The 25,018-nt window shown below is 56.3% G+C and carries 26 protein-coding genes; 10 read left to right on the top strand and 16 right to left on the bottom strand.

Annotated features, from left to right (window positions below):
* Positions 1–23 precede the first annotated feature (23 nt).
* The 7 genes from hisC to ruvB are packed head-to-tail and all read left to right on the top strand — an operon-like array spanning position 24 to position 5,906.
* Positions 24–1,079, top strand: coding sequence for a histidinol-phosphate transaminase (hisC, locus tag PKY88_07485; GenBank protein HOQ05036.1), 1,056 nt, complete (start codon positions 24–26; stop codon positions 1,077–1,079).
* Entirely contained in the window at positions 1,076–1,660 is a 585-nt protein-coding gene (gene hisB / locus PKY88_07480; GenBank protein HOQ05035.1) for an imidazoleglycerol-phosphate dehydratase HisB, read from the top strand. Before hisC ends, hisB begins: the two co-directional genes overlap by 4 nt.
* Positions 1,660–2,163, top strand: a complete 504-nt coding sequence (ispF, locus tag PKY88_07475) for a 2-C-methyl-D-erythritol 2,4-cyclodiphosphate synthase (GenBank protein HOQ05034.1) — start codon at positions 1,660–1,662, stop codon at positions 2,161–2,163. The genes hisB and ispF overlap by 1 nt, the downstream gene beginning before the upstream one ends.
* 22 nt (positions 2,164–2,185) lie before the next feature.
* Positions 2,186–3,667, top strand: coding sequence for a cysteine--tRNA ligase (gene cysS, locus PKY88_07470; GenBank protein HOQ05033.1), 1,482 nt, complete (start codon positions 2,186–2,188; stop codon positions 3,665–3,667).
* On the top strand, positions 3,664–4,173 hold the full coding sequence (gene ruvC / locus PKY88_07465; protein HOQ05032.1) for a crossover junction endodeoxyribonuclease RuvC: 510 nt from the start codon (positions 3,664–3,666) through the stop codon (positions 4,171–4,173). Before cysS ends, ruvC begins: the two co-directional genes overlap by 4 nt.
* Before the next feature lie 29 nt (positions 4,174–4,202).
* Positions 4,203–4,832 carry a helix-hairpin-helix domain-containing protein gene (locus tag PKY88_07460; GenBank protein ID HOQ05031.1) on the top strand — a complete coding sequence of 210 codons (630 nt, stop codon included), beginning with the start codon at positions 4,203–4,205 and terminating at the stop codon, positions 4,830–4,832.
* 24 nt (positions 4,833–4,856) lie between these two features.
* Positions 4,857–5,906: a Holliday junction branch migration DNA helicase RuvB gene (gene ruvB, locus PKY88_07455; GenBank protein HOQ05030.1), complete on the top strand. Its 1,050-nt coding sequence runs from the start codon at positions 4,857–4,859 to the stop codon at positions 5,904–5,906.
* Here ruvB and recO read toward each other — a convergent pair.
* The 16 genes from recO to PKY88_07375 form a co-directional block, all read right to left on the bottom strand.
* On the bottom strand, positions 5,903–6,628 hold the full coding sequence (recO, locus tag PKY88_07450; GenBank protein ID HOQ05029.1) for a DNA repair protein RecO: 726 nt from the start codon (positions 6,626–6,628) through the stop codon (positions 5,903–5,905). The two genes, ruvB and recO, sit on opposite strands and share 4 nt — an antisense overlap.
* Positions 6,629–6,630: 2 nt before the next feature.
* Complete coding sequence (locus tag PKY88_07445; protein ID HOQ05028.1) at positions 6,631–7,884, bottom strand: hemolysin family protein; 1,254 nt, start codon at positions 7,882–7,884, stop codon at positions 6,631–6,633.
* Positions 7,877–8,383, bottom strand: coding sequence for an rRNA maturation RNase YbeY (ybeY, locus tag PKY88_07440; GenBank protein ID HOQ05027.1), 507 nt, complete (start codon positions 8,381–8,383; stop codon positions 7,877–7,879). The genes PKY88_07445 and ybeY overlap by 8 nt, the downstream gene beginning before the upstream one ends.
* A complete protein-coding gene (locus tag PKY88_07435; GenBank protein ID HOQ05026.1) occupies positions 8,380–9,951 on the bottom strand; it encodes an HDIG domain-containing protein in 1,572 nt (523 codons plus the stop codon). Before PKY88_07435 ends, ybeY begins: the two co-directional genes overlap by 4 nt.
* Entirely contained in the window at positions 9,935–10,912 is a 978-nt protein-coding gene (locus tag PKY88_07430) for a PhoH family protein (GenBank protein ID HOQ05025.1), read from the bottom strand. The genes PKY88_07435 and PKY88_07430 overlap by 17 nt, the downstream gene beginning before the upstream one ends.
* Before the next feature lie 24 nt (positions 10,913–10,936).
* The gene (locus tag PKY88_07425; GenBank protein HOQ05024.1) at positions 10,937–11,797 is read right to left on the bottom strand and encodes a phosphatidate cytidylyltransferase; all 861 of its coding nucleotides are present in this window, start codon (positions 11,795–11,797) and stop codon (positions 10,937–10,939) included.
* 15 nt (positions 11,798–11,812) lie between these two features.
* A complete protein-coding gene (locus tag PKY88_07420) occupies positions 11,813–12,586 on the bottom strand; it encodes an isoprenyl transferase (GenBank protein HOQ05023.1) in 774 nt (257 codons plus the stop codon).
* Positions 12,583–13,866, bottom strand: coding sequence for an adenylosuccinate synthase (locus PKY88_07415; protein HOQ05022.1), 1,284 nt, complete (start codon positions 13,864–13,866; stop codon positions 12,583–12,585). The genes PKY88_07420 and PKY88_07415 overlap by 4 nt, the downstream gene beginning before the upstream one ends.
* Positions 13,867–13,894: 28 nt before the next feature.
* Entirely contained in the window at positions 13,895–14,377 is a 483-nt protein-coding gene (locus PKY88_07410; protein HOQ05021.1) for a hypothetical protein, read from the bottom strand.
* 32 nt (positions 14,378–14,409) lie between these two features.
* Positions 14,410–15,159: a hypothetical protein gene (locus PKY88_07405; GenBank protein HOQ05020.1), complete on the bottom strand. Its 750-nt coding sequence runs from the start codon at positions 15,157–15,159 to the stop codon at positions 14,410–14,412.
* Positions 15,160–15,307: 148 nt separating this feature from the next.
* Positions 15,308–17,848: a hypothetical protein gene (locus tag PKY88_07400; protein HOQ05019.1), complete on the bottom strand. Its 2,541-nt coding sequence runs from the start codon at positions 17,846–17,848 to the stop codon at positions 15,308–15,310.
* A gap of 225 nt (positions 17,849–18,073) precedes the next feature.
* Positions 18,074–18,553: a phosphatidylglycerophosphatase A gene (locus tag PKY88_07395; GenBank protein ID HOQ05018.1), complete on the bottom strand. Its 480-nt coding sequence runs from the start codon at positions 18,551–18,553 to the stop codon at positions 18,074–18,076.
* Between the two features lie 31 nt (positions 18,554–18,584).
* Positions 18,585–19,679, bottom strand: coding sequence for a dNTP triphosphohydrolase (dgt, locus tag PKY88_07390; protein HOQ05017.1), 1,095 nt, complete (start codon positions 19,677–19,679; stop codon positions 18,585–18,587).
* Positions 19,680–20,195, bottom strand: a complete 516-nt coding sequence (locus PKY88_07385; GenBank protein HOQ05016.1) for an HIT domain-containing protein — start codon at positions 20,193–20,195, stop codon at positions 19,680–19,682.
* A complete protein-coding gene (locus PKY88_07380) occupies positions 20,179–21,237 on the bottom strand; it encodes a hypothetical protein (GenBank protein HOQ05015.1) in 1,059 nt (352 codons plus the stop codon). Before PKY88_07380 ends, PKY88_07385 begins: the two co-directional genes overlap by 17 nt.
* Positions 21,238–21,252: 15 nt before the next feature.
* Entirely contained in the window at positions 21,253–22,221 is a 969-nt protein-coding gene (locus PKY88_07375) for a hypothetical protein (protein HOQ05014.1), read from the bottom strand.
* 254 nt (positions 22,222–22,475) lie between these two features.
* Between PKY88_07375 and ilvD the strand changes: the two genes are divergently transcribed.
* Genes ilvD through PKY88_07360 form a run of 3 tightly spaced genes read left to right on the top strand, consistent with a single transcriptional unit; the run spans position 22,476 to position 25,007 of the window.
* Positions 22,476–24,146 carry a dihydroxy-acid dehydratase gene (gene ilvD / locus PKY88_07370; GenBank protein ID HOQ05013.1) on the top strand — a complete coding sequence of 557 codons (1,671 nt, stop codon included), beginning with the start codon at positions 22,476–22,478 and terminating at the stop codon, positions 24,144–24,146.
* Entirely contained in the window at positions 24,137–24,601 is a 465-nt protein-coding gene (locus PKY88_07365; protein ID HOQ05012.1) for a YkgJ family cysteine cluster protein, read from the top strand. Before ilvD ends, PKY88_07365 begins: the two co-directional genes overlap by 10 nt.
* Positions 24,579–25,007 (top strand): hypothetical protein, encoded by a 429-nt coding sequence (locus PKY88_07360; GenBank protein ID HOQ05011.1) that lies wholly within the window; start codon positions 24,579–24,581, stop codon positions 25,005–25,007. Before PKY88_07365 ends, PKY88_07360 begins: the two co-directional genes overlap by 23 nt.
* Positions 25,008–25,018 lie beyond the last annotated feature (11 nt).

Here is a 25,018-nt window from a genome sequence, read left to right as displayed (position 1 = left end):
CCGCCGGAAAGGATCGTGCCGCGATGGGATATTTTCGGGAATGTATTGAACAGATGGAGGGCTACACGCCCGGGTTTCAGCCGAAGGCCGCCGATGTGGTCAAGCTGAACACCAATGAGAATCCGTATCCGCCTTCCCCGATGGTTTTGGAAGTGCTCCGTCGGTTTCCGCCGGAACGTCTTCGCCGCTATCCGGAACCGCTGGGCGATACATTTCGAGCGGCGGCCTCTTCCGTCCTTGGCATATCCCCTGACCAAATATTTTGCACCAACGGCGGCGATGAGCTGCTGGCCGTCTGCACCCGTGCTTTCTGCGATGCCCGGCGGCCGATGGCGTATCCTCAGCCGACCTATTCACTTTATCCGGTCTTGGCGCGAATTCAGGGCTGCCCGGCTGTGGAAATCCCTCGCGAGGGGGACTGGCTGGGCGAGCTGGCCCGCATCAATGCCCCGCTGACGATTGTCTGCAATCCGAATGCCCCGACCAGTGATTTTGTGCCTGTCGAACAGCTGGACCGTCTGGCCTCGGCCTTGTCCGGTGTTCTGCTGATTGACGAGGCCTATGCGGATTTTGCCCCCGATAACGCACTGCGGCTCGTTGCCAAACATGACAATGTGATTGTGCTTCGTTCCTTCAGCAAGGGCTATTCGCTGGCCGGACTTCGTTTCGGTTTCGGCGTCGCCCAGCCGGCGATGATTGAGGGACTGATCAAGGTCAAAGATTCCTACAATGTCGATGCGGTAGCGGCGGCGGCGGCCGCAGCGGCGATTACGGACCAGCCCTATTTTCGGGCGAATGTCGAACGGATTGTGCAGGAGCGCAGCCGGCTGACCGAATCGCTTCGTCTGCTGGGGTTTGAGGTTCCGGACAGCCAGACCAATTTTGTTCTGGCCCGCTGTCCGGACGGCTCCGCTGAAGGTCTTTACAAGGCCCTGGCTGAAAAAAACATTTATGTGCGATATTTTTCCCTGCCCGGACTTTATGACAAGCTGCGGATTACCGTTGGGACACCGGAGCAGAATAAGATTCTCGTGACGGCTATGCGAGAGATTCTTTCCAAAAAAGGAAAACCCGTATGAAAAAACGCACAGCTTGCGTCCAACGAAAGACAAATGAAACGGATATTTCCGTTCAGATGAACCTGGACGGCCAGGGCGCGTATGAAATCAGCACCGGTGTCGGTTTTTTTGACCATATGCTCTGTCACTTGAGCAAACACAGCGGGATTGATTTGACGGTTCAGGCACGCGGAGATTTGCAGGTGGACGCTCACCATACCGTTGAAGATGTCGGAATCTGTCTGGGAGAGGCCCTCGGAGAAGCCCTCGGTGAAAAGCGGGGCATTGCCCGATTCGGCCACGCGGTGGTTCCGATGGAGGATGCCAAGGCCGAGGTGAGCGTAGACCTGTCGGGCCGAGCGTATCTGGTGTATCGGGTTCAGTACACCTCTGAGAAAATCGGCGAGTTTGATGTCCAGTGCGTCGAGGAGTTCTGGCGGGCGTTTTCTGCGGCAGGCCGACTCAATCTGCATATTGAGGTGCCTTACGGCGTCAACAGCCACCATATTGCGGAGGCCGTATTCAAGGCGGTCGGTCAGGCCCTCGGCCAGGCCGTCCGCATTACCGGAAAGCGCATCCCCAGCACCAAAGGGACTCTTTGATGGATTTGCAGTACGAATATCGAACGGGAATCGGAACGGACATTCATCGACTCGTGCCGGAGCGCCCGCTGAAGCTGGGCGGGATTGAGATTCCGTTTGACCGCGGATTGTTGGGGCACAGCGACGGCGATGCCGCCCTCCATGCGCTGATGGATGCCCTCTTGGGGGCCGCCGGTCTGGGCGATATCGGAATGATGTATCCGGATACCGCCCCGCAGTGGAAGGATGCCGACAGCCGCGCCCTGCTGCTGGGGGTTAAGGAGCGGCTTGAAAAAGACCGCTGGGAGCCGGTGAATATTGATTTGATTGTCCATGCGGAGGAACCCAAACTCGGTCCTTTCAAAGGGCAGATGAGACGGTGCATCGCGGGCCTTCTGGATATTGATTTTGGCTGTGTGAATGTCAAGGCCAAAACCAACGAGGGGTTCGGCGAAATCGGGCGGGGAGAGGCGATTGCCGCCACGGCCGCTGTTCTGCTCCGCCGCCGCATCAGAAGTCTTTGAGCCGTACGGCAGAGGAATCTTTATGGCGTTGAGACTGTATAATACACTCGGTCGGAAAATCGAAGAGTTCAAACCCCTGCGCGAAGGACAGGTCGGAATCTATGTCTGCGGGCCGACAGTCTATGGACATGCCCACCTGGGCCATGCGAAAAGTTATGTGAGCTTCGATGTGCTCATTCGGTATCTGCGTTTTTTGGGGTATGCGGTAACCCACGTCCAGAATATCACCGATGTCGGTCATCTGACGGATGATGCGGACGCCGGTGAGGACAAAATCGGCAGACAGGCCCAGCGAGAGCGGAAACATCCGATGGCGATTGCCGAATTCTATACCCGCAGTTTCTTTGAGGATATGGATGCCCTCAACTGCCTGCGGCCCGACATCAGTCCGCGAGCCACCGGACATATCCCCGAACAGATTGAGCTGGTTCAGACGCTGCTGGAAAAAGGATATGCCTATGAGGTCAACGGCTCGGTGTACTTTGATGTGAGCCGCTGGCCGTCCTACGGGCGGCTGTCCGGGCGAAATGTGGAGGAGATGCTGGCCGGCGCCCGCGTCGAAGTCAATCCGGAAAAGCGGCATCCGGCGGATTTTGCGCTCTGGAAAAGGGCCGAACCGGGTCACATTATGCAGTGGAACAGTCCCTGGGGCCGCGGCTATCCCGGCTGGCACCTCGAATGTTCCGTGATGAGTATGAAGTATCTGGGGCCGACGATTGACATTCACGGCGGCGGCATCGAAAACCAGTTTCCGCACCATGAGTGCGAAATCGCCCAGTCTGAAGCCGCTAACGGTCAGCCGTTTGTCCGCTACTGGCTCCACCACAATATGGTTACGGTGGACGGCCAGAAGATGGGCAAAAGTCTGAACAACTTCATTACGCTCAAGCAGATTTTCAAGGAGGGGCATCCGCGTCTGAGCCGGACCTATCCGCCGATGGCGGTTCGTTGTTTGATTCTCCAAAGCCACTACCGCAGCCCGATTGATTTTTCGGATGCGGCACTTTCGGCGGCCCTGAGCGGGTATGAAAAGATTACCGATGCGGTATTGACGGTTCGAAAGCAATCGTCCAAGGCGCCGGCGGGACCTGCTGATGCGGACCTGCTCGAGCAAATTCGCCGGCTGGAGAAGAAATTTTTTGAGGCGATGGATGATGACCTGAATACATCGATTGCCTTGTCGGTTTTGTTCGAGCTGGTCAGAACGGTCAACGCTCTGGCGGATAAGACGAATGTGTCCGCGGCAAGCTGGCAGGTCCTTGGGGATGCTTTCGTGCGTCTGGGAGAACAGATTCTCGGGCTTCGGTTTGAGGAGTCTGTTTCCGGCGGCGGGGCGGATGAGGAGCTGCTCGATTTTCTGATTGGTCAGCTGATTGCGCAGCGGGCGCAGGCGCGTGCCCGAAAGGATTTCGCCGAGAGCGACCGCATCCGCGACCAGTTAGCCCGCTTCGGCATTCTTCTGGAAGACAAGCCGGGCGGCATCACGACGTGGAGACGGCAATGAGAATCCTCGGCATCGACCCGGGATTGAACCTGTGCGGGTATGCAGTGATTCAGGCGGAGGGGGGCCGGGAGCGTCTGCTGGAGGCCGGAGTGATACGCACGGAGGCCCGGCGCTCCCTGGCGGAACGGCTGGTGCAGATTGCCGCCGATTTTTCGTCTTTGCTCGAACGCTTTGAGCCGGATTTTGTTGCGGTGGAGGAGCTGTACGCCCATTATCAGCATCCTCGGACGGCCATTTTGATGGGGCATGCCCGCGGGGTGATTCTTCAGCTGGCGGCCGCCGCCGGAGCCGCCGTAAAAAGTTATTCGGCGACGCGAATCAAAAAATCGCTGACCGGAAGCGGCCGGGCGGGCAAAGCCCAGATGCAGCGGGCCGTTTGTTCGATGCTCGGTTTGGCGCAGATTCCGGAGCCGCCGGATGTGGCCGACGCCGTTGCGGCGGCCCTTTGCTGTGCTTCGGAAAACCATCAGGCGGAATTAAAGTGCACGGGAAGCAAAAAAAAGTAAGATAGACAAAACTCTTTTTTCTTGAAAAGATGATAGCCAGAATCGAAGGCAAACTGGTTGCTCTGGAAGAGGACAAGGGACTGGTGCAGGTTGGGGCGGTCTGCTATGAAGTCCTTCTGGCCGGCTATGCCGTCAATGCCCTCAGCGGCTCCATCGGGAGCACGGTAACGCTTTCCACCTTCGAGTATTTTGAAGGGTCTCCGGGCGGCGGCAATCTCATTCCCCGTCTGGTCGGGTTTTTATCAGATGCTGAAAAAGCGTTTTTTGAACGCTACACGAGCGTCAAGGGAATGGGGATTAAGAAGGGGCTCAAATCGCTGGCTATGCCGGTCGGGCGGATTGCCGACGCCGTCGAGAACGGCGACGAAAAGTTTCTGGCGACGCTGCCGGGTATCGGCAAACGGATGGCCCAGGTGATTATTGCGGAACTGAAGGGCAAACTCGGACGGTTTGCCGTATCCGCCGGCGGTGAAGGGAAACCGCAGCCGTCTTTCAAGGTATTCCAGATGGAAGCCCTCGAGATTCTGATTGCCTGGGGGGAGAAACGCGCCGAGGCGATGGAGCTGATTGAACTGGCCTGCCGGAAGCATCCGGAAATCCAGACGGCCGAAGAGCTGGTCCCGCTGGTGTATCAAATCAAGCAGGGTGCTGAAGCATAAACAGCCATTGTGGACAGGTTTTTTATGGTGATTGACCGAGTCTTAAGCGGGGATTCACGGGGCGAAGGGGAGGAGCAGTTCAACTATGCCCTGCGCCCCAAGCGGCTGGAGAAATGCGTCGGTCAGGACAGCGTCCGCCAAAAACTGGCTATCGCCATACAGGCCGCCCGAAAGCGGGGGGAACCTCTCGAGCATATCCTCTTTTACGGCCCGCCGGGCCTGGGCAAAACGACGCTGGCTCATGTGATTGCCAACGAGATGGGGGCGGCGATCCGCGTCACGTCCGGCCCGGCTCTGACCAAGCAGGGTGATGTGATGGGGCTTCTGTCCAACATCGGCACCGGCGACATTCTCTTCATTGATGAAATTCATCGGCTCAGCACGCCGGTGGAGGAGTTTCTGTATCCGGCTATGGAGGATTTTAAGGTCGATTTTACGGTGGACAGCGGTCTGCATGCAAAGACCATCAATTTTCCCCTCAAACGCTTTACGCTGATTGGGGCTACGACGCGGGCCGGGCTTTTGAGTGCGCCGCTGCGCGGGCGTTTCGGGATTCTGCATCATCTCGAATTTTACAGCCCGCAGGAGCTGACGCAGATTCTCCGGCGTTCGGCGGTGCTTTTGAATCTTCAGGCCGATGACGGCACCCTCGAATTGATTGCCCAGCGGAGCCGCGGGACCCCCCGCATCGCCAACCGGCTTCTCAAACGCGTGCGGGATTATGCCCAGGTCAAGGGCGCCGGACGGCTGACCGCCAAAATTGTTTCGGATGCCCTGCGGATGGAGCAAATCGACGAATTAGGGCTGGATGAGCTGGACCGGGCCTTTCTGCGGGCGCTGGCGACTGTCTATGGAGGAGGGCCGGCCGGCATCGAGGCTCTGGCGGCTACACTCGGGGAGGAACGCGATACGCTCGAGGATGTTGTGGAGCCCTATCTGCTTCAAATCGGTTTTGTCCGCCGCACCAAACGCGGGCGGGAAATTACTCCGGAGGCGTGCAGGCATTTGGGGCTGAAAATCGCCTCCCCGAAAGGGCCGCTTCCTCAGAAGGAGTTGTTTGAAGAAGACGTTTAGTCCGGTTTGGATTTCAGCGGACGGCCCGTCAGTTCCCGGAAGTGGTAAAGCAGAAGGTTCTCAATTTCCTGAATGGTTTTTTCATCGGCGTCTTTCAGCCGTTTTAAATCGGCCAGTGCAGCGGCGGCGGCCGGACTGATGCGTTTCTTTTCGGCAAAGGCCCCCTCGCAATCCGGACAAAGCAGGCCGTTCTGATGACTGGAAAAATAAATCCATTTCCAGTGCCGTCCGAACGGATGCGGCCCGTTTACGCATCGGTCCAGCACCGGCGCCAAGCCGATTTCCGCCAGCAGCAGCATCTGATATAAAATCAGCCGAATCCGAATCTGCCGGGCATCTGCGGCCTCCTGGACATCCAGCAGAAACTGACGCAGGCCTTCAAAAAGCTGCGGATGCGGGTCTTGGGGCTGCGTCAGTTTTTCGGTCAGTTCGGCTGCCGGCAGGGCGGCATTCAGCGTTTCCAGCCGCCGCCGAAGTCCCAGAAACAGCGGCTGCTGAGCAAATTCCGACAGGACCGCCAGTTCTTCCTGTCGGCCGGGGACATACACAAGGGTCCCATAGGAAAAGACCTCGATGGGACCGTCAAACGGATTTTTGGGACGACGGGCCCCTTTGGCGATTGCTGAAATCTTGCCGCCGGTTTCTGTGAGAAATACGGCAATCTGCGAGCTGTCTGAATAGGCAGCCGTCCGCAGACAAATGGCTTGGTCCTTCTTTTGCATAATTACTGGCCGCTGCGGGCTGTTTTTGCGGGTTTTTGAATTCGCACCCGACGCACCCGCCGGGGCTCCGCCTGCAAAATCGTCACTTTTAAATCCTGATATTCAAAAGACTCTCCCGCTTTGGGAATATACCCCAGATGCGAAAAGACAAACCCGCCCAGGGTGTCGTAGTCCTCTTCCTCCGGCAGACGGATTTCCAATTCGCTGTTGACGTCTCCGATATTCATCCGTGCATCGACTTCATAGGTGTTTTCGTCAATCTTCCGGAGGGTTTCGGACGGGGTGTCCTCATATTCGTCTGCGATCTCTCCCACGAGTTCCTCCAGAATATCCTCAATGGTAATTAATCCTGCTGTTCCGCCGTATTCGTCCAGAATCACAGCAATATGCAGTTTTTGGCTTTGGAACTCGTGCAGCAAATCCCGCAGGGTTTTGCTCTCCGGCACAAAATAGGGCGGGCGCATTATGGCTCGTAAGTCGAAATCCTTCGGGTCTTTGCCTGCGAGGGAAAGCAGGTCTTTGGCATACAGCAGCCCGACGATGTTGTCGATTGTGCCGTCATAGACAGGGATTCTCGAATGTCCCCGCTCGAGGGCCTTGAGTACAGTTTCCAGGTCGGCACTGACCGGCACCGCCACCAAAGCCGTTCGAGGCGTCATAATCTCTGCCGCCGTCGTCTCGTCCAGCTCGAGGACGTTTTCAATCATTTCCATCTCTTCTTCATCGACAACGCCTTCAATTTTGCCCTGCTCCACGGCTCCGAGGATTTCCTCTTCGGCTTCTTCAGTGGGCTCCGGTGAACTGCCTGTCAGCCGGCGCACCAGCCGGTCGTGCAGGTCTGCCACCGCCAGGAAAGGACGGATTAAATGCATCAGGGCCTTCAGCAGCACGAAAGTTCTGGGCAGAATCATTTCTCCGGCGTGTTTGGCCCACGAATGAGGGATGATGACTGCGAAAATTTCCAGAATCACCAGCGCCGCCAGAAAGGTCAGCAGGTAATGATGCCCCTGCATCAGATGAACCAGCGTCAGCAGGATGGAGGCATTGGTGAGCATCCGCAGGAAGGAGCAGGTAAGCGTAAGCCGGTCGGCAATTTTGAGAAACTCATCAAACCGCTCTTCCCGTCCGGCGGCCTTGAATCGGTCCTGAAGTTTCAAGACGGAAAAGTTCTGAAGGGCCAGGGCGTTCAGAGAAAGAAACAAAGACAGCCCGGTCAGACCTCCGAGCAGCAGAAGCAGAATAGCGGTGTCACTCACAGCGGAATCTCCTTAACGTCCTTTTTCGCGGAGACGAATAGTAAACAGGCGGATAGCCGAAGGACGTCAGCACGTCCGCTTCGGCCCGGTGCATCCGTTCGGCCTGCCGAGGGGTTCCGTCGTCAAAGCCCAGATTGTGCAGCAGTCCGTGCACAATGTACAGACTTAATTCAGCCTGAGGGCTGTGGCCTCGCCGGGCTGCCTCCCGAAGGGCCAGAGCCGCATTCACCAAAATCTGAAAACACCGCCGCGGTTTATTCGGCTCCGTCAGGTCAAAACTGATGACATCGGTTGTCCGGCGGTCCTGAAAATACTGTCGGTGCATTTCCTGCATTGCTGCATCACTGACAATTCGAATATCAATCTCTGCTTCCGATACCCCGAAGCGAGTCAGAACCCCTTTCACCAGGGAGCGAATTTTCGTCTGCTCGATGGGAAAAGGTTCAGCTTCAAGCCGGATGCGTACGCTCCGGAGCGGCTGTTTGCGTGCTGCTCTCATAAATTCGAACCGTTTTGGGGTTTTTCCGCTGCGGCGGATTCCGGTTTGTCTTCCCCGGAACTCTTGTCCCCCAGTTTCGGGTAGGCAATCCGGCCGTGATAATGCGCCGCCAAAAACTTGGACATGCTGGCTTCAATCTGACTCAATTCCCGCAGCGTCAGGTCGCAGTCGTCAAACTGACCGTCCTGAAGACGCTTCATGGCGATGGTATGCACGAGGGTTTCAATTTTGGTGGGGCTGGGGTCCGTCAGGGAGCGGGCGGCACTTTCGACCGCGTCTGCGAGCATAACAATGGCCGCCTCCCGTGTGCGGGGTTTGGGGCCCGGATAGCGAAATTCTATTTCAGAGACTTCGTTTTCGTGTTCTCCTTTTTTCTTGCGGGCCTCGTTGTAGAAATATTCCATCAGCGTTGTGCCGTGATGGGTTTCAATAAACTGCCGCAGGACTGCCGGAAGCCCGTATTCTTTTGCAATTTCCATTCCGTCGTTGACATGGCCGGCAATCACCAGTTTGCTCATGGCCGGCGACAGCTGCTCGTGCCGGCTGGCCGAACCCATCTGATTTTCCACGAAGTAGGAGGGCTTGTTGATTTTTCCGATGTCGTGGTAATAAGCCCCCACGCGGCACAGTAGTCCGTTGGCCCCGATGGCATCCGCCGCCGTTTCCGCAATCGAACCAATCAGCAGACTGTGGCTGAATGTGCCCGGCGCCTCCATCGCCAGCCGTTTCAGCAGGGGCTGGTTGGCGTCGCTGTAGTCCATCAGCGTCATGCTGGTGGCGATTCCGAACAATTTTTCAATGAACGGCAGAAAGGCCTGCAGAAAGACTCCTACCAAAAAAGCCGCTCCGGCGGCAAACCCGGCGTTCAGGAGCGTCTGGTCGTGTGTTTTTCCCTGAAGCATTCCGAAACAGTAGGCCATGAGAAACACGGCGACGGAGGCATAGGCGCACACTTCAATCAGTTTCATTCGGGTGCGGATTTCCTTCAGGAACCCGCAGCAGGTCAGTCCGCCGGCCATCATGGTCAAAAACAGCTCCAGCGTGGCCAGCCGACTGACGGAAAAGCAGGCCAGCACGGAGTAAAACACGGTCATTCCGATGGCAAAGCGCTGGTCGAACACCATGGTAAGGATAACAGCGGCGGTGATGGTTGTTCCGGTTGCCAGATAAATCACGCCTCCCTGCCAAATCGAGAAAAATCGATTGACAGCCAGCAGCAGCCAGAACAAAACTGCCATCGTGAAGGCCCGATTGGCCCGGTTGAAAAACTGGGGCCGACAATGATGAATATAAAAGACGGTCCCCAGCAGCACCAGCACGGTCACGACGGTCAGGGCGGCGATTTGAGGCCAGGGCTTAAAGTGCCGCATCCCGCTGGTCAGAAACTCCGGGTGTTCCGTATCCAGCGAGAGCAGAAACACCAGGGCGGCCAGATAGACGAAAAACAAGCCGATCAGCAGCAGCCGGGAACCGTTCATCGGTTCCGGCCAGCGGCGGCTTCGATCCGCCGGAAGATTGGCCCATGCCGGTTGGCGGCGTCCGCTGATTTTTTTACGAAACCATCCCATTTGTTCCGTCTCGATTCGGCCGAATTCCCTGGCGTTTCTGATCGTAGGCCTGGACGATTCGCTGGACCAGACTGTGGCGGACGATATCCGCTTCGGTCAGTTCCACAAACCCGATGTTTTCGATGTTGGAGAGGGTGCGGATGGCATCTACCATCCCGCTGGTTTGTCCGCGTTCGAGGTCAATCTGGGTGATGTCGCCGGTGATAATCATTTTGGAGCCGCGTCCCAGCCGCGTCAGAAACATCAGCATCTGCGAGGGGGAGGTATTCTGGGCCTCATCGCAGATAATCACGGCTTCATTGAGGGTCCGGCCCCGCATAAAGGCCAGCGGAATAATCTCAATCACGTCCATCTCCATCAGTTTCCGCATCTGGCCGAATTCCATCATGTCTTCCAGACTGTCCAGCAGGGGACGCAGATACGGATTGACCTTGGCCTGAAGGTCTCCGGGGAGGAAGCCGAGCCGTTCGCCTGCCTCGACAGCCGGTCGAGCCAGGACGATTTTGCGGATTTGTTTTTTCCGCAGCATCGAGACGGCCACGGCCACAGCCAGATAGGTTTTGCCCGTGCCCGCCGGCCCGGTGCAGAAAGTCAGGTCGTTGCGGTGCATCGTCTTGATGTACTCCAGCTGTCCTTTAGTGAAGGGTTCGATAATGCCTTTGCTGGAGAAGACTTCAATGACTTCATCCCGTTCCGGGCGCACCTGATTTTTGGACTGATCGAGAATTTCCAGCACATCTTTGGGGTTGAGTGTTCCCCGTTTGAGCAGCCGTTTCTGCATCCGGTCCAGCACATCTGCCGTGCGGCGCACCTCCGGTTCTCCGCCGCTGATGATAACCATCTCTCCGCGGGCCGTGATTCGCACGTGCAGTTCATTCTGGAGCATCCGCAGATGCCCGTCGGTCGGGCCGAATAATTCCAGACGCTGCTGGTCGGATTGAATGATTAATTTCAGTTCCAACGTTTTTTCCTTCGTCAGAATTGTCTATACCCACAAAAAGAACAAATAGGCAAGCGGGGCCGGCAGCAGCAGCGAATCAATCACATCCAGAATTCCCCCGAACCCCGGAATGGACGCGGAGGCATCTTTTTGACTGGCATCCCGCTTGAGCATCGATTCACACAAATCGCTCATTTGTCCAAGTACAGCCGATACAGCTCCAAAGAACACCGACTGAAGCGGGGACATTATACCCGAAAACATGGAAAAAAGATAGGCGCATAACACCCCGCCGAAAACAGCACCCGCCAGTCCCTCCCAGGTTTTCTTCGGGCTGACCATCGGGGCTAATTTGTGGGTGCCGAACAGCTTCCCAATGGCGTAAGCTCCTGTATCAGAAGATTTTATCGTAAAAATAAAGGCCAGAAGGGCCCAAGGGCCGCTGCTGACCCGTATCCCGACCACAAAACTCGACAAAAAGCCCAGATAAAGTATCGAAAAGAGCGTGGCAGAGCAGTTTTTCAGGGTTCCGATAACACCTTCCCGCAGAAGCTGAGCCAAAAAGAGACCAGCAAAGATGAAAAACAGGGAAAAAAGGAAATAATAGAGCAAAAAACGCTCTGGAATTTCAGATAAGTTTGCCCAGTAAAAACCGACTGCGACGAGGATAGAGCCGATAACGGCTTCCGGCAGGAAAATCTTTTGACCGCCGCTGCGGGCCAGAGCAGCCAGTTCCATTTGGGCGGGGACGGCAAGAATACACAGCAGAATCAGAAAAAGGGTGCCTTGGGGTTTTTCCTGAACAGGAGTGCCCGATAAGGACCCATCCAGCCGGCCGTCCAGCAGAATCAGCCCGACGAAAGCCGCCGTCATCAGCGTTCCAAAAATCAATCGTTGCTTGAGCATCCTTCGTGCCTCAAATCATGCTCCTGAGGGGCGAATATCTCCAAATCGCCTGGAACGTCCTGCAAAGGCCGTCAGGGCTTTGTCCAAATCCGCCGGTGTGAAATCCGGCCAGAAGGTCTCCGTGACGTAAAATTCCGCGTATGAAATCTGCCAGAGCAGAAAATTGCTGATGCGAAGTTCCCCGGAGGTTCGGATGACTAAGTCCGGGTCCGGGCAGCCCGCTGTGTAAAGGTGGTTGGAGATGCACGCTTCGTCTATTGTTTCGGGTTCCAAAAGATTTTGGCGGCATTTTTCGGCAATCCGCTGAACGGCCTGAACGATTTCCTCCCGACCGCCGTAATTGAGGGCCAGGCACAAGACCATCCCTGTATTGCCGGCGGTCAGCCGCTTGGTTTCTTCCAGAGCCTCCACGACTTTCTGCGGCAGCTGGCGTGTGGTGCCCAGATGAACCAGCCGTACGTTGTTTTCCATCAGCATCGGCCGGATTCCCTCCAGATACGCCGCATAGAGATACATCAGGAAGTCGATTTCCTCTTTCGGCCGCTTCCAGTTCTGCATGCTGAAGGAGTAAATCGTCAGAACCTCCAGACCGATATCGACGCAGTATTTGGCGATGGTTTCGACGGTCTTGCCGCCTTGTTCATGTCCGCGGAAACGAGGCAGACCCCGCTGCGTGGCCCATCGACCGTTTCCGTCCATAATGATGGCGATATGTCGCGGCAAGGCCTCCGGCTTCAGACCCAGCCGAAGGGCCGTTTGACGGCGTTTGTTTTCAAAATCCGTCGTCATAAAGGTTTGCGGTAAATGACCTGGCTTCGCTGGGGCCCGACACCGAGCATCGTAATCGGAATCCCAATTCGTTTTTCGACCGTTTCCACGTATCGTCGTGCCGAGGCCGGCAGGTCTGAATAGTGTTCAATTCCGGATAAATCCTCCTTCCAGCCCTCGAGGGTTTCGTAAACGCATTCGGCGGCCTCCAGGTCCCGACTGTCGCCGGGGAAGAATGTGGTTTCCTGACCGCCGATTCGATAAGCACGGCAGATTTTGACCTCTTCCAGACCCGCCAGTGTGTCCAGATGCATCATTGCCGCTTCGGTAATGCCTCCCAGTCGGACTGTGTAGGAGACCGCCACGGCATCAAACCAGCCGCACCGGCGGGGACGACCGGTCGTTGTGCCGTATTCGTGCCCTTTTTCCCGAATATACTGGCCGATTTCATTATTCTGTTCGGTCGGAAACGGCCCGCCTCCTACGCGGGTGGAGTAGGCCTTGGCGACTCCGATGAATCGGTCCACATAGCGGGCCGGTATCCCGCAGCCCGGTCCCAGTCCCAGCGGACTGGCATTGGAACTGGTGACGTAGGGAAAGGTCCCGTGGTCCAAATCCAGCAGAGAGCCCTGCGCCCCTTCGAACAGGATGGATTGCCGTTTGTCGATGGCTTCAAAGAGCAGCTGGGTGGTGTTGGTAATGCAGGGCAGAACGGCGGTCCGCCAGCTCATGCATTTTTCAAAGACGGCGTCTGCATCCAGCGGCGGGGCATTGTAGAGTGTGCTGAACAGTTTATTTTTGTAGGAGATGATTTTCCGCAGTTTTTCCTTCAGTTCCTCCGGTCTGCGAAAATCCGCCATCCGGACGGCATAACTGCGTCCGACTTTGTCGGCATAGCAGGGGCCGATGCCGCGGGCGGTCGTGCCGATTTTGTTTTTGCCGAGAGCCTCCTCCCGGAGCCGGTCTTCGAGTTTGTGATAGTCCAAAACAACGTGGGCGTTTTCGCTGATAAACAGCCGCCCCTGCAGAGAAATTCCCCGTTCCTGCAGACCGCGGATTTCCTCCATCAGCACCGCCGGGTCCACGACGACGCCGTTAGCGATCACACAGCGGCAGCCCGGGCGAACCGCACCACTGGGCAGCAAATGCAGGGCGAACCGCTGGTCGCCGATAATCACCGTGTGGCCTGCATTGGCTCCCCCGTTGTAGCGGACCACCAAGTCGCTCTGTTCAGCAAGAATATCGACAACCTTTCCTTTGCCCTCATCGCCCCACTGCAAACCTGCAATACAGCAATTCATCCGCCCAGTCTTCCTTTCCAGATTTCCTTTACATGAGTTTGCTGACCAGAAGGTCCAGCAGGGCCCCCAGATTGTCATAATTGCGGTCCGAGAGCGTCAACTGCCGCTTCTGACCGTTTTCCTGATAGATGATTGTGAAAAACCCCTTCTTGTCGAAATGGGTTTTGTCGATGCTTTCAATGGCTTCATAGGGGATGGAGGCCGTTTCTGTCCGGAGGGCGGTTTCGTCCGCCGTCAGTTTTCTGTTTTTGGAGCGGACATAGAAAAAGGCAGCCGCAGCGGCGCCCGCCAGAAGAAACGGCGGGCTGTACATATTGAACTTCATATCCGAATCCGGCACGCCGCCGTTGTCCACGACGTGTTTTTTGTAAAAGGAATAGCGGCCCGACCATTCATAGCGGCTCAGATAGCCGTCGTAGGCGAACATGGCCGCCGCCCCGAGCAGAATCCACATCACAATCAGGTAATTTTTCACTTTATACCGGCTGAAGGGGGCCTCAATCACCGCCATCGATGACACCTCGCTTTCAGATGAAGGAACTGTTATCGTCTCTGGGATATGGCATTGCTCAGCGGCCGGGCAAAATGGGGAATAATCCGCTCAAACATCAGGTGTTCGGCGATGCGGCATTGCTGCGTAAACGCTTCCGCAGTCGTCCATTCCGCCTGTCCAGAAGGATAGCGGCGAACGGTAAAGTAGAGACTGATCGGCTCTTCCAGTTTCCCTTTGTCATTGCGTTCAAAGAGTCCGCTGCGGGATTCCATTGCAATCCGTGCCTGCAGAGAGCCGTCCGGTGTCAGGGCTGCAATCAGATTTGGACAGCAGCTGACAACCTTGGCCCCCGGGATTTCAAAGAAACTGCTCAAACTCGAATTGCCCAGCAGGGCCTCCGCAATCACCTCATCGTGGTTGCCCTGATAGTCGAAATCCATTGTAAAGGTCACATCGAGGGACTCGATGTCCAGCGGGCTGATGCCCAGCATATAGGGCATAATCTCGATGACTTCCCGCTGGAGTTCGTAGGCCTGCTCGAAATCGTCCGGGTCTGCGCAGCCGGCGGACAGACGCTGAGTTTCCATCGCTACCCAGCGGAATCGTCGTCCTTCAATTTCTTCTTCGAGAATCAATTCTCCCTGCTCCCGGCGGGAAAACTGATGCAGGGTGGGAAATCGCTTCTGAATCCGCTCAAAAAACGCCAGCACGGTTTCCCGCTGGCGCGGCAGCTTCATCTGCGTGGTAACGCACATGTCCAAAAACAGGCCGTCGCAAAACGACCCAAAAGGATTCTTCATTCTTTTTCAACTCCAAAATCGCAATTTGGCATTTCAAACCAAAGAGATTTTCACACAAACGCAGGTATTTTACAAGTGCTTGTCCAATAAATCCAGATGAAAAATAGATGCAAAGCCGATAAAACCGAGCGGTTTTCCTGGGTGGGGTTTAATCTTTTTTTACAAAAGATGTTATATCGGGAGACGGCTCGGTAATTTCCGCGGCGGCGGCTCCCAATACAGCCGTGAGCGTAAAGACAAATTCCCGCCACAGCAGCGGAATCAGCAGAGCCGATTTTTCCGGCAGTTCCCAGCTCTGTTCAAGCACAAAGGTTCCGAGCGAATAGAGTGCCGCGGCGGCCAGCCCGCCGAATGCGGCGGCGGCGATTCGTTTGCTTCGGACCAGACCGCCGGCAAAACGGGAGGCAATCCATCCGGCGGCCGCCGGTATCAGAACAGCCAGACACAGCAGGGGTTTCAGGTACCAAATGTTTTCTTTGGCGGGGAGAGTCTGCGTCGATTTGTAGTACAGGATGTGGCAAACCGTCATGGCCGCGGCGGCGACGAGAAAAACGGCTGCGGCGGGCCAAAGGCGGGGTCGAAGTCCGAGACGCATCTGAGCGATTTGGGACATTCGGCGCCGAATCGTCAGCGGCCAGTTGTAAAAAAGCCGAAAGATGCCGTGTTCCAGCAGGGCCCCGCGCTCCCCGAACACCGGTACAATATGTACGGCATCCGTCGCCCAGTGGGCCGCCATAAAGCGTGCCAGGGCCGGATAGCGATATGTCATCTGAATCGGGAAGGCCAGATATCCTACATACTTAAAATAACTCAGGAACAGGGCGATATTGTAATCTTTGAAGCTTCGGTCGTGAATGGCCATAATGGTTGTAATCAGCCCCCGGGCGAATGAACCCGGTGAAATCGGGAATACCTGAAAGAATAACAGAATTCCTCCCACCACGACCGCCCGCTGCTCAGCGGGGACTTCCGGATGGGTAAAATAATAAACGGCCCCTACGGTCAATGATACCAGTTGTGTCAGCGGCAGAGTCAGCAGATGCAGGACCAGGCATATCAGATACCGCTGAATAAACGGCTCTTTGAGCTGGGAAAGGATGAGGGCGGCATCTTCATCGCTGAGGATTTGTTTTTTCTGCCCTTCCTGTATCATATCCCGCAGCCACTGTTCCCGCAGCTCGCGCTTAAAGTACAATTGGAACGGCCGGACAAACAGAGAATGAAGCCGGGCGAGAAAGACTTGTTTGTCCGTTAAAAAGCGGTGGAGCCCGGCCGGAAGAATCGCCGGCGGCAGATGCAGCCAAAACCGCCAGGGGCTTCTCAGAATCGCCTCGACTTGTTTTTCGCTCAGGCGTCCTTTGCGGTGCCAGCCGATCAGCATCTCGTAGATTTTGCCGATGACGGCTCGGCCCAGATACGCCGGACTGCTCAGGATTGCAAGATAATGCGAGCGCCAGTCAGGCCGTCCCCAGGCCTTCCGCAAGACGCGTCCCAGCAGCGGCAGAAGGCCGAGCATCCAGAACAAAAGCGTCTTGCCCGCACAGCCCCGCAGGACCGTTTCGTGCTGCGCATCCATCTGGCCGCGAACCCGCCAGCCCGTCACGGCGCTGGATAAAATGGTGCTCCACAGCCGCCCGTCCGTCAGAAGCCGGATATGATTGTGTGTAAGATCCGGAATCGAATTGCGGTAAATCTCCTCGCATTCCTTCAGTTCCCGCAGCATCTGGTCTTTATAGGGCATGGAGGCAAACGCTTGCGGATGTTCGCGGATATACCGTTCCAGTTTGGCCAAATCTCCCCGGTCAAATTGAACCAGCGAGCCGCGGGCAATGCCTTTGGCGATGAGTTTGAAATCTCCCGGGCTCATCGGCAGGAAGGGCAAAAGGGTCAAGCCCGCCCGGAAATCCACTGCGACCAGACCGGCCTGCGGGTCGTTGTTGGTTTCCAGACGCTTCAGGCAGTTCGGCTGGCTTTTGCAGGTGCTCCACTCATATTGACGGGCGAATTCGTATGCGCCCATCTCATAAAGCAGCCGGACAAATTCGTGCATAAAAACATACTTGGCCCGATACTCCGGCGAGCCGAGCTGTTCGCTGGAAAGCAGTCGTCCTTTGCGCCACAGCCGCAGCAGGTCCAGCCGGTCGTCCACCTCCAGACGCCAGGTCCGTCCGTCAATCCAGCGGCTGATTTCGCCGCAGCTGCCCAGCACGGGGTCCGTGAACGTGGCGTAAATCTCGTTGACGCATTCGGTATCCCCAAATCGTTCGGCGGCCGCCTGACGGATGAATGTCTGCCAGAGGGCCCCGGCCCGGGCCGCCGCCGGATTGACCTGCGGCTGAAACGGTCCCTGAAACCCGACCGCATACAAAAGGTCGCGAAAGAGTCGGCCCGCCCCGGAAGGGGGAATTAAGATTTTCATTGCGTAAAGATTGTTTGTATTCAGACCCGCAAACTCCTGGACGGGCTGTCCGTTCTCGACAATTTCCAGCAGACGGATCTGATAGACCTGTCCGGCGAAGCCGCCGCCGACAAACCGCTCAATCTGAACCCGCACCTGGACCGTGCCGCGCGCCGGCAAAGGGGTGATTGTGTATTGCAGCTGTGTGCCCGGCTCATACCGGCTGACCTTCATCGGGCGGTGCAGCCCCAGTTGACGAAAGGCCTCCTGAAGCCGTTGTATTATTTCCAAAGAATGTGCACTTTCCATATCCGAATTTAGTACTTTCTTGGAATAAGTCCTCTCTCAATCTACAAACTATCGACTAAATATATCGGCAAATTACAAAAGGAAACGGAAATTTTTGCCAAGTCATTTTTTTTTCTTTAAAAGGGGCATAAATTGCCCGAATTTTCGACTTTTTGGGGGTGCAATAAAAGAATACAGGAATACAACCGGAAGGGTGTGTTTTATTTCTTATCCGAAGAGGGCGGGAAGGAGGCGGATGGCAAGGAAGGCAAGAGCGGCGGCATACAGGCCTGCGGCCAGGTCATCGGTCAGGATGCCCCAGCCGGCCGGGAGGGTTTCGAATTTGCGAATCGGCCAGGGTTTAATGATGTCAAAAAGACGAAAGAGGACAAAACCCAGCACGGCCGTATTGCAGATATGGGAGGGCCCCATCAGGGCAATCGCCAGCAGGGTGAGGGCCTGGCCGGCCGTTTCATCAGCGACTACCTCGCGCGGGTCGCTTTGTCCGGTGCGGCGGATGACCGCCGGCGCAAACTGCACACAAAACCAGCTGAACAGGATGGTTACCGCCGCCATCGCATAAGCATTGGCGGCGGGCCAAAGAAAACCGAATCCCTGATAGAGAATCACCGGCGGCAGAGAGCCGAAGGTGCCCGGAGCGGCGGGAAGCCGACCGAGTCCAAAACTTGTCGCAAACCATTCTTTCATAACTTTCCTACGCTCTCTCAAAACAGAGGGCTCAAACTTTTTCCAGCAGGGACAGGGCATACCGGTCGGTCATACCGGCGATGTAATCGCAGACCGTCCGCTGAAGGCCTTCGCTTTCAATCAGGTTTCGAAAGTAGCGGGGCATCTGTTCGGGCTGCCCGCACAGCCGGTCGAACAGGTCATTGAGCCATTGTTCAATCTGACTGTCCACCGCTTTCAGATGTGGATGGGAATACAGCCGCCGCATCAGAAAATCTTCCAATTCCTCCAGCTGGGCCTGTGTGGATTTGCGGAGCTGAATCAGCGGCTGTCCGTATTGATAGACTTCTTCGAGGGAGCCGATGCGGGCTTCCTGAAGGGCCCGGCGGCTGGTTTCAATCACATCTCCGACAAGCCGGTCCAGAATGGCCTTAGCGGTGCGGGTTCGCCGGATGACAAAATCGTCGATTGTCTCGGCCCGGATTTGCTCCTGTGCGTCTCGGAACAGGGCACAGCGGCAGGCCTGCTCTTCTTCGATCAGCCGGGCGCGGATGCCGTCTTCCAGGTCGTGGCAGTTGTAGGCGATGCGGTCGGCCAGATTGGCTGTCTGCCCCTCCAGACAGCAGACCGGTTCGGGAAATTCCGCACAGACGCCGTGGTCATACGGCCCCTGATGGCCCGCGAGGGACTGGCGGGTTTCATACATCAGATTCAGTCCCCGAAAGTCCGGATAGGGGGTTTCGAGAAAATCAACAATCCGCAGGGCCTGGCGATTGTGTTCAAAGCCGCCGAAGGAGGCCATTCGTTCATTTAAGACCCGCTCGCCGGTGTGGCCGAAGGGGCTGTGGCCGATGTCGTGAGCCAGACAGACCGCCTCGGTCAAATCCTCGTTCAGGCCGAGGGCCCGGGCGATAGTGCGTCCGATTTGGGCGACCTCGATGCTGTGGGTCATCCGCGTGCGGTAATGGTCGTTGACACCGGGCATGAAGACCTGCGTTTTGCCTTCAAGCCGGCGGAAGGCCGCACTGTGGAGAATCCGGTCACGGTCCCGCTCGAAGGGGCCGCGGTAGGGGTGGGGCGGCTGCGGAACCCGGCGTCCGCGGCTGTTTTGCGGCGTGACGGCATACGGTGCAGGCGGCGTTCTCATTTACAGATTCGGCAGATGATGGTCCCGCGACAGGCGGGTCAGTTCCTCATACAGTTCGGACAGGCTCTGGCTGATGACCTTCGTGGAGCTGCAGACGGACATAAAATTGGTGTCTCCGTCCCAGCGGGGGACGATATGGATATGCATATGCTCCGGCAGCCCCGCTCCGGCACAGCGTCCGAAGTTCATTCCGATATTGAAGCCGTGTGGATGAATCGCCAGCGAGAGCACCTTCTGGCTTTCACGAATCAGTTTCATCATCTCGAGCAGTTCATCGTTGTTCGCCTCCTCCAGCGTCGCGATGTGCCGCAGGGGGGCAATCAGCAGATGGCCGTTGTTGTAGGGAAAGCGGTTAAAGACGACGATGCATCGCCCGGTTCGCCACAGAACCAGATTGTCCCGGTCCTGCTGCGGGGTGCGGATATAGTCGCACAGAAAACAGGGGCTTTTTTCGGGCAGGCCCTGAATGTAGGGCATCCGCCACGGGGCCCAGAGGTTCTTACTGTCCGCTGCCATTTTTTTCCGTCTGTGCCGTGTTTTGCGGGTTGTCGTCTGAAAGACGTTCGATTCGGATATGCTGGCGAACCGTCAGTTTCGGCAGACTGTCTCCCAGCGGGAGAATGAAGTCTGCGGCCGTAATAAGCGTGTAGTCATCCTGTGCGGATTCGAGCCGGCCGTCCGTGAGATTGAAAACCAGCTGACCTGTGCCTTCCAGGGATTCGTGGCGATAACTGCGAAGAACGGAAAACAGCGAGCCGCGAATCTGATAGCTGCCTTCATACGGCAGGGGGAAATTCAGCAGCGGCTTTTCGCGAAGCTGGTAGCGTGTGCTGACCGAAGCCAGTTTTGCTCCCTGCCGGTCTTCGATGTTCTCGACGGTGTAGGTGATGATGCGGCTGGGCAGGTTCTGAATCGGAACAGGCCAGGGCAGGAACTGTTCGCTCTGCCAGCTGGAGCCGGGGGCGATGCCCCGAAGCGGCTTGGGATTGGAGGCCGTCAGGTCCCACAGCGTGTACTGGAAGAACAGCCAGTCCAGAATCATATCGGGGTCTTTGATGCGCTGGGCGGAATCCCCCTTTTCAACAAAACTCTTTTGGCCGATTTCGCGAAGCAGGTTCCGGAAGGAATCGGTCAGTTCAATCTGCCCGGTCGGGCTGACCTGCAGCGTGTAGGTTCGTCCACGAAGATGCTGCATCGCATCGGCGGGGGCCGGTTTTCCTGAAAAGGTGGTTCGTTTGGTCTCTACGGATTCACAGGTAAACTCCACAGTTGAAAGGCCGTAGGGGTTTGCCTCCAGCGGCCGGATGCCAAAGACCATTTCAATCGACTCATTGGCCAGCTTAGAGTCTTCTTTTTTGCCGGCGGAGCTGCTGGTCAGCTCAATTCGGACTTCCCGGGAAGAGACAAACCGGTAGCGGACAGAGGGGGATGCCTCGAAATCCAGCGCCATATACTCCCCCTTCGGAAGGGTTCCGCATCCGCAGAGAAGACCGGCGGTCAGACAGACAACTCCCCGTGCCGCCCGGCTGATTGGTCTGATGGAGGACAAGAGGTTCATTTCGGCGGCCAAAGATTACTGGATAAGTTTTCGTTCGATGCTCTGGATAAAGCGAATCACCAGGGTATCCGGTCCCTGTTCGGGCTTGGCCTTCGGATTCATTTCCTGAGCGGTGTAGGTGCTGATCAGAGTTTCGCCGTATTCGAGAACTTTTCCGCTGTCCAGGTTCATCGTCATTTTTCCGGTGTACTGAATTTCATTGTCGAGCATTTTGGCGAAGATGCCCATGCTGCCCTGGCCGGCGGCATCAGGAGCGGCGGCGCTTTCGGAGGCGTTCATTTCAATGGCGGCAACCTTTCCGTTGTCCGTCTGTTCCACATTTTTGATAGTATAGACTTTGCGGAAGTTTTTGCTGGAGAGCAGCCCCTGCGGCGATGGGACCGTGCGTTCCCAGGAGGTGCCGACCTTGACGGGGGTGCCTGCATCCGGAAGCGAGAGGATTTCATGCCGCTTGGCAACCTCTTCTTTGGCAAAAAGCCGGGAAGCCAGACGGCCTTCCTGCCCGGGGATGTCGGCCGTCTTGACGGTGCTCACATCGAGGGCTTCGGCCTTGCCGTCGGGGGTCAGCCGAACCGTATAGGATTGCCCCAGCAGTTTGGCCAGCGGATTGGACTGGTCTTCCTGCCGTCGGCTGTCGAAATTAATCTGCACTTCATTCTGTTTCACGACGCGGCAGGCCAAGTCCCGAATGGTAATAACAGCTTCTGCGGCGCCGGTTTCGTCCACCTTCTCAATCCGCTGTTCGAACGTCATTCGGACGGAGGTGGTGGTTTCCTCCTGACGCAGCTTATCCAAAGCGGGCTGCTCAAACTTGAAGTCCTTGGTGGTGGTCATTGTGACTTCGTAGGTATCTGTGGTTTGCGGTGCAAACCGCTGGGCCGCCTGGAAGGAAATTCGTTTTGAGGGGCCTTTGCAGCCGGGCATCAGGAAAGCGGAGACGACGAAGGCAAGCACAGTCAAACTCATCATGACCGAACGACGCATGGGACTCTCCCTTCAAATTTGATGGATATCCTTATCTTTTTTTGTTTGTTCCTATGGAACAGGGATTATAGGGATTCAAAAGACAGTTGACAACTGAAAATTCTCAAAGGGCGGCAAAATCAGGGTTTTTGACATCCACATTTTGGTTTTGTGGTGGTTGAGTTCCTAAAATTTCTATTATGGTCAGCTGTTTTTTTTCGTTATAATGCAGTTTTTTATTGAATGAAAACCGGACCGCTATTTTGGAGAAGCGTATGAACAGCGACCAGATTAAACAGGGATTTCAGCGGGCTCCGCACCGGGGGCTCTTGCGGGCTTGCGGGCTGAAGGATGAAGATATCAACAAGCCGTTTATTGCGGTGGCAAACAGCTACTGCGATGTTGTGCCGGGGCATATTCATCTTCATGAGGTTGCCAAAGCGGTGAAGAAAGCCATTCGGCAGGCCGGCGGGGTGCCGTTTGAGTTTAACACGATTGCAATCTGCGACGGCATCGCCATGGGACATACGGGAATGAAGTATTCCCTGGCTTCCCGAGAGATTATTGCGGATGCTGTGGAGGCAATGCTTCGAGCCCATTGTTTTGATGGAATGGTCTGCATCCCGAACTGCGATAAGATTATTCCGGGAATGCTGATGGCGGCTGTGCGGGTGAATATCCCGACGCTGTTTGTCTCCGGCGGACCGATGCTGGCCGGCAAGACGAAGGACGGAAAGACGACGGATTTAATCAGCATTTTCGAAGGGGTTGCCCAGTTTAACGCCGGCAAAATCAGCGAACAACAGCTGTATGAGTTGGAATGTTCGGGCTGCCCGACTCAGGGAAGCTGTTCGGGGATGTTCACGGCCAACAGTATGAACTGCCTTTGCGAGGCGATAGGAATGGCCCTGCCGGGCAACGGCACGATTCCGGCGGTGGACCGGCGCCGCCAGAAGCTCTACCGCACGGCCGGACAGAGAATCGTTGAACTGGTGCGGGAGAATCTGCGGCCGCGGGATATTATTACTGAAAAGTCTATCGATAATGCCTTTATTTGTGATATGGCCATGGGCGGGTCCACCAATACGGTTCTGCACACGATGGCCATAGCCAATGAGGCGGGCATCTCTTATGATTTGGACAGAATCAACCGCATCAGTGAACGGTGTCCGAATATCTGCAAGGTTTCTCCCTCCAGCCATTGGCATATGGAAGATGTGGATGCGGCCGGCGGAATCAGCGCGATTCTGAAGGAAATCAGCCGGATTGACGGGCTGCTGCATCCGGAATGTATGACGGTGTCGGGGGTGACACTTGGGGAGCGGATTCGAAAGGCCAAGATTTTGAACCCGGAGTGTATCCGTCCGCTCGAGAACGCCTACTCGAAGACGGGGGGACTGGCGATCCTTCGCGGGAATCTGGCCCCCAACGGCTGTGTGGTTAAGACGGCGGGTGTGTCGGAGAAGATGCTTCGCCACAGCGGGCCGGCGGTCATCTTTGAAAGTCAGGAAGAGGCCTGCGAAGGCATTTTAGGCGGCAAAGTCAAGCCCGGCGATGTGGTGGTCATCCGGTACGAAGGGCCCAAGGGCGGACCGGGGATGCAGGAAATGCTCAGTCCCACCAGTTATATTATGGGGGCGGGGCTGGGGGATTCCGTGGCGCTGATTACGGACGGGCGGTTTTCCGGCGGCACACGCGGGGCCTGCATCGGTCATATCAGTCCGGAAGCAGCGGTCGGCGGGCCGATTGCGCTGGTTCAGAACGGCGATATTATTGATATTGATATTCCGGCCGGAACCCTTGCGGTTCGTTTGAGTGCGGATGAACTGAATCGGCGGAAGGCGCAGTGGAAGCCGCGTCCGCCGCGGATTACCAGCGGCTGTCTGGCCAAATACGCCGCGATGGCCACAAGCGCCGATACCGGAGCTGTTCTGAAATGGGATTGATGGACATTCGGGCGGGCAAGTGGTACGCAAAGGGGTTGTTTTTTGCGTGCGTCGGCTGCGGATGGTGCTGTGCAGGGCCGCAGGAAGGATATATCTGGCTGACCCGAAAAGAACTTCAGCGGGCGGCGGATTACCTGAAAATCCCTTCGGAGGTCTTTCGGGAAAAATATGTCCGTCGTGTGGGTTTTCGGCTCAGTCTCATCGAGCATCCGCGAACCAAAGACTGCATTTTTCTGACGGATTTCGGCGGCGGCCGGCGCGGCTGTGCAATTTATCCGGTGCGGCCGCTTCAGTGTCGAACCTGGCCGTTCTGGAATGAAAACCTTCGCACGCCCCAGGCGTGGGAAGCGACGGGTCAGAAATGCCCCGGAATCAATCAGGGTACTTTTTGGAGTTTGGAGCAGATTGAATCCCAGCGAACCGCAAAACCGGATGCCGACGGATGTCCTGAATGAGATTCTTGCCCGTGTTCAGCAGGTCTATGATTGGCTGGCGGGGGCGATTGGGGCCCTGAATCCTGTGTGTCGGGTCTGCGGGACCTGCTGTGATTTTGAAAGCTACGGGCATCGTTTGTACATCACGACGCCGGAGATGCTCTATTTTCTTCATCATCTGCCCCTGGATTTTCGGGTGATGACGGATGGGGTTTGTCCGTATCGGGAAAACGGGCGGTGCGGTGTTTATCCGTACCGGTTTGCCGCCTGCCGGATTTTTACGTGCACATCGGACCCGCGGCGGCAGCATCAGCTCAGCGAAGAAGCCATCCGGCGGTTTAAAGAAATCTGCGTTCAGTATGATTTGCCCTATCGATACATCGATTTGAAATATGCCCTCAGTCGGCCAGACCTGTGGTTTGCGTAATTTTCCTGTCT

This window comes from Anaerohalosphaeraceae bacterium, assembly GCA_035378985.1.
Lineage (GTDB): Bacteria > Planctomycetota > Phycisphaerae > Sedimentisphaerales > Anaerohalosphaeraceae > JAHDQI01.
This window is presented reverse-complemented; position numbering and strand designations above follow the sequence as displayed.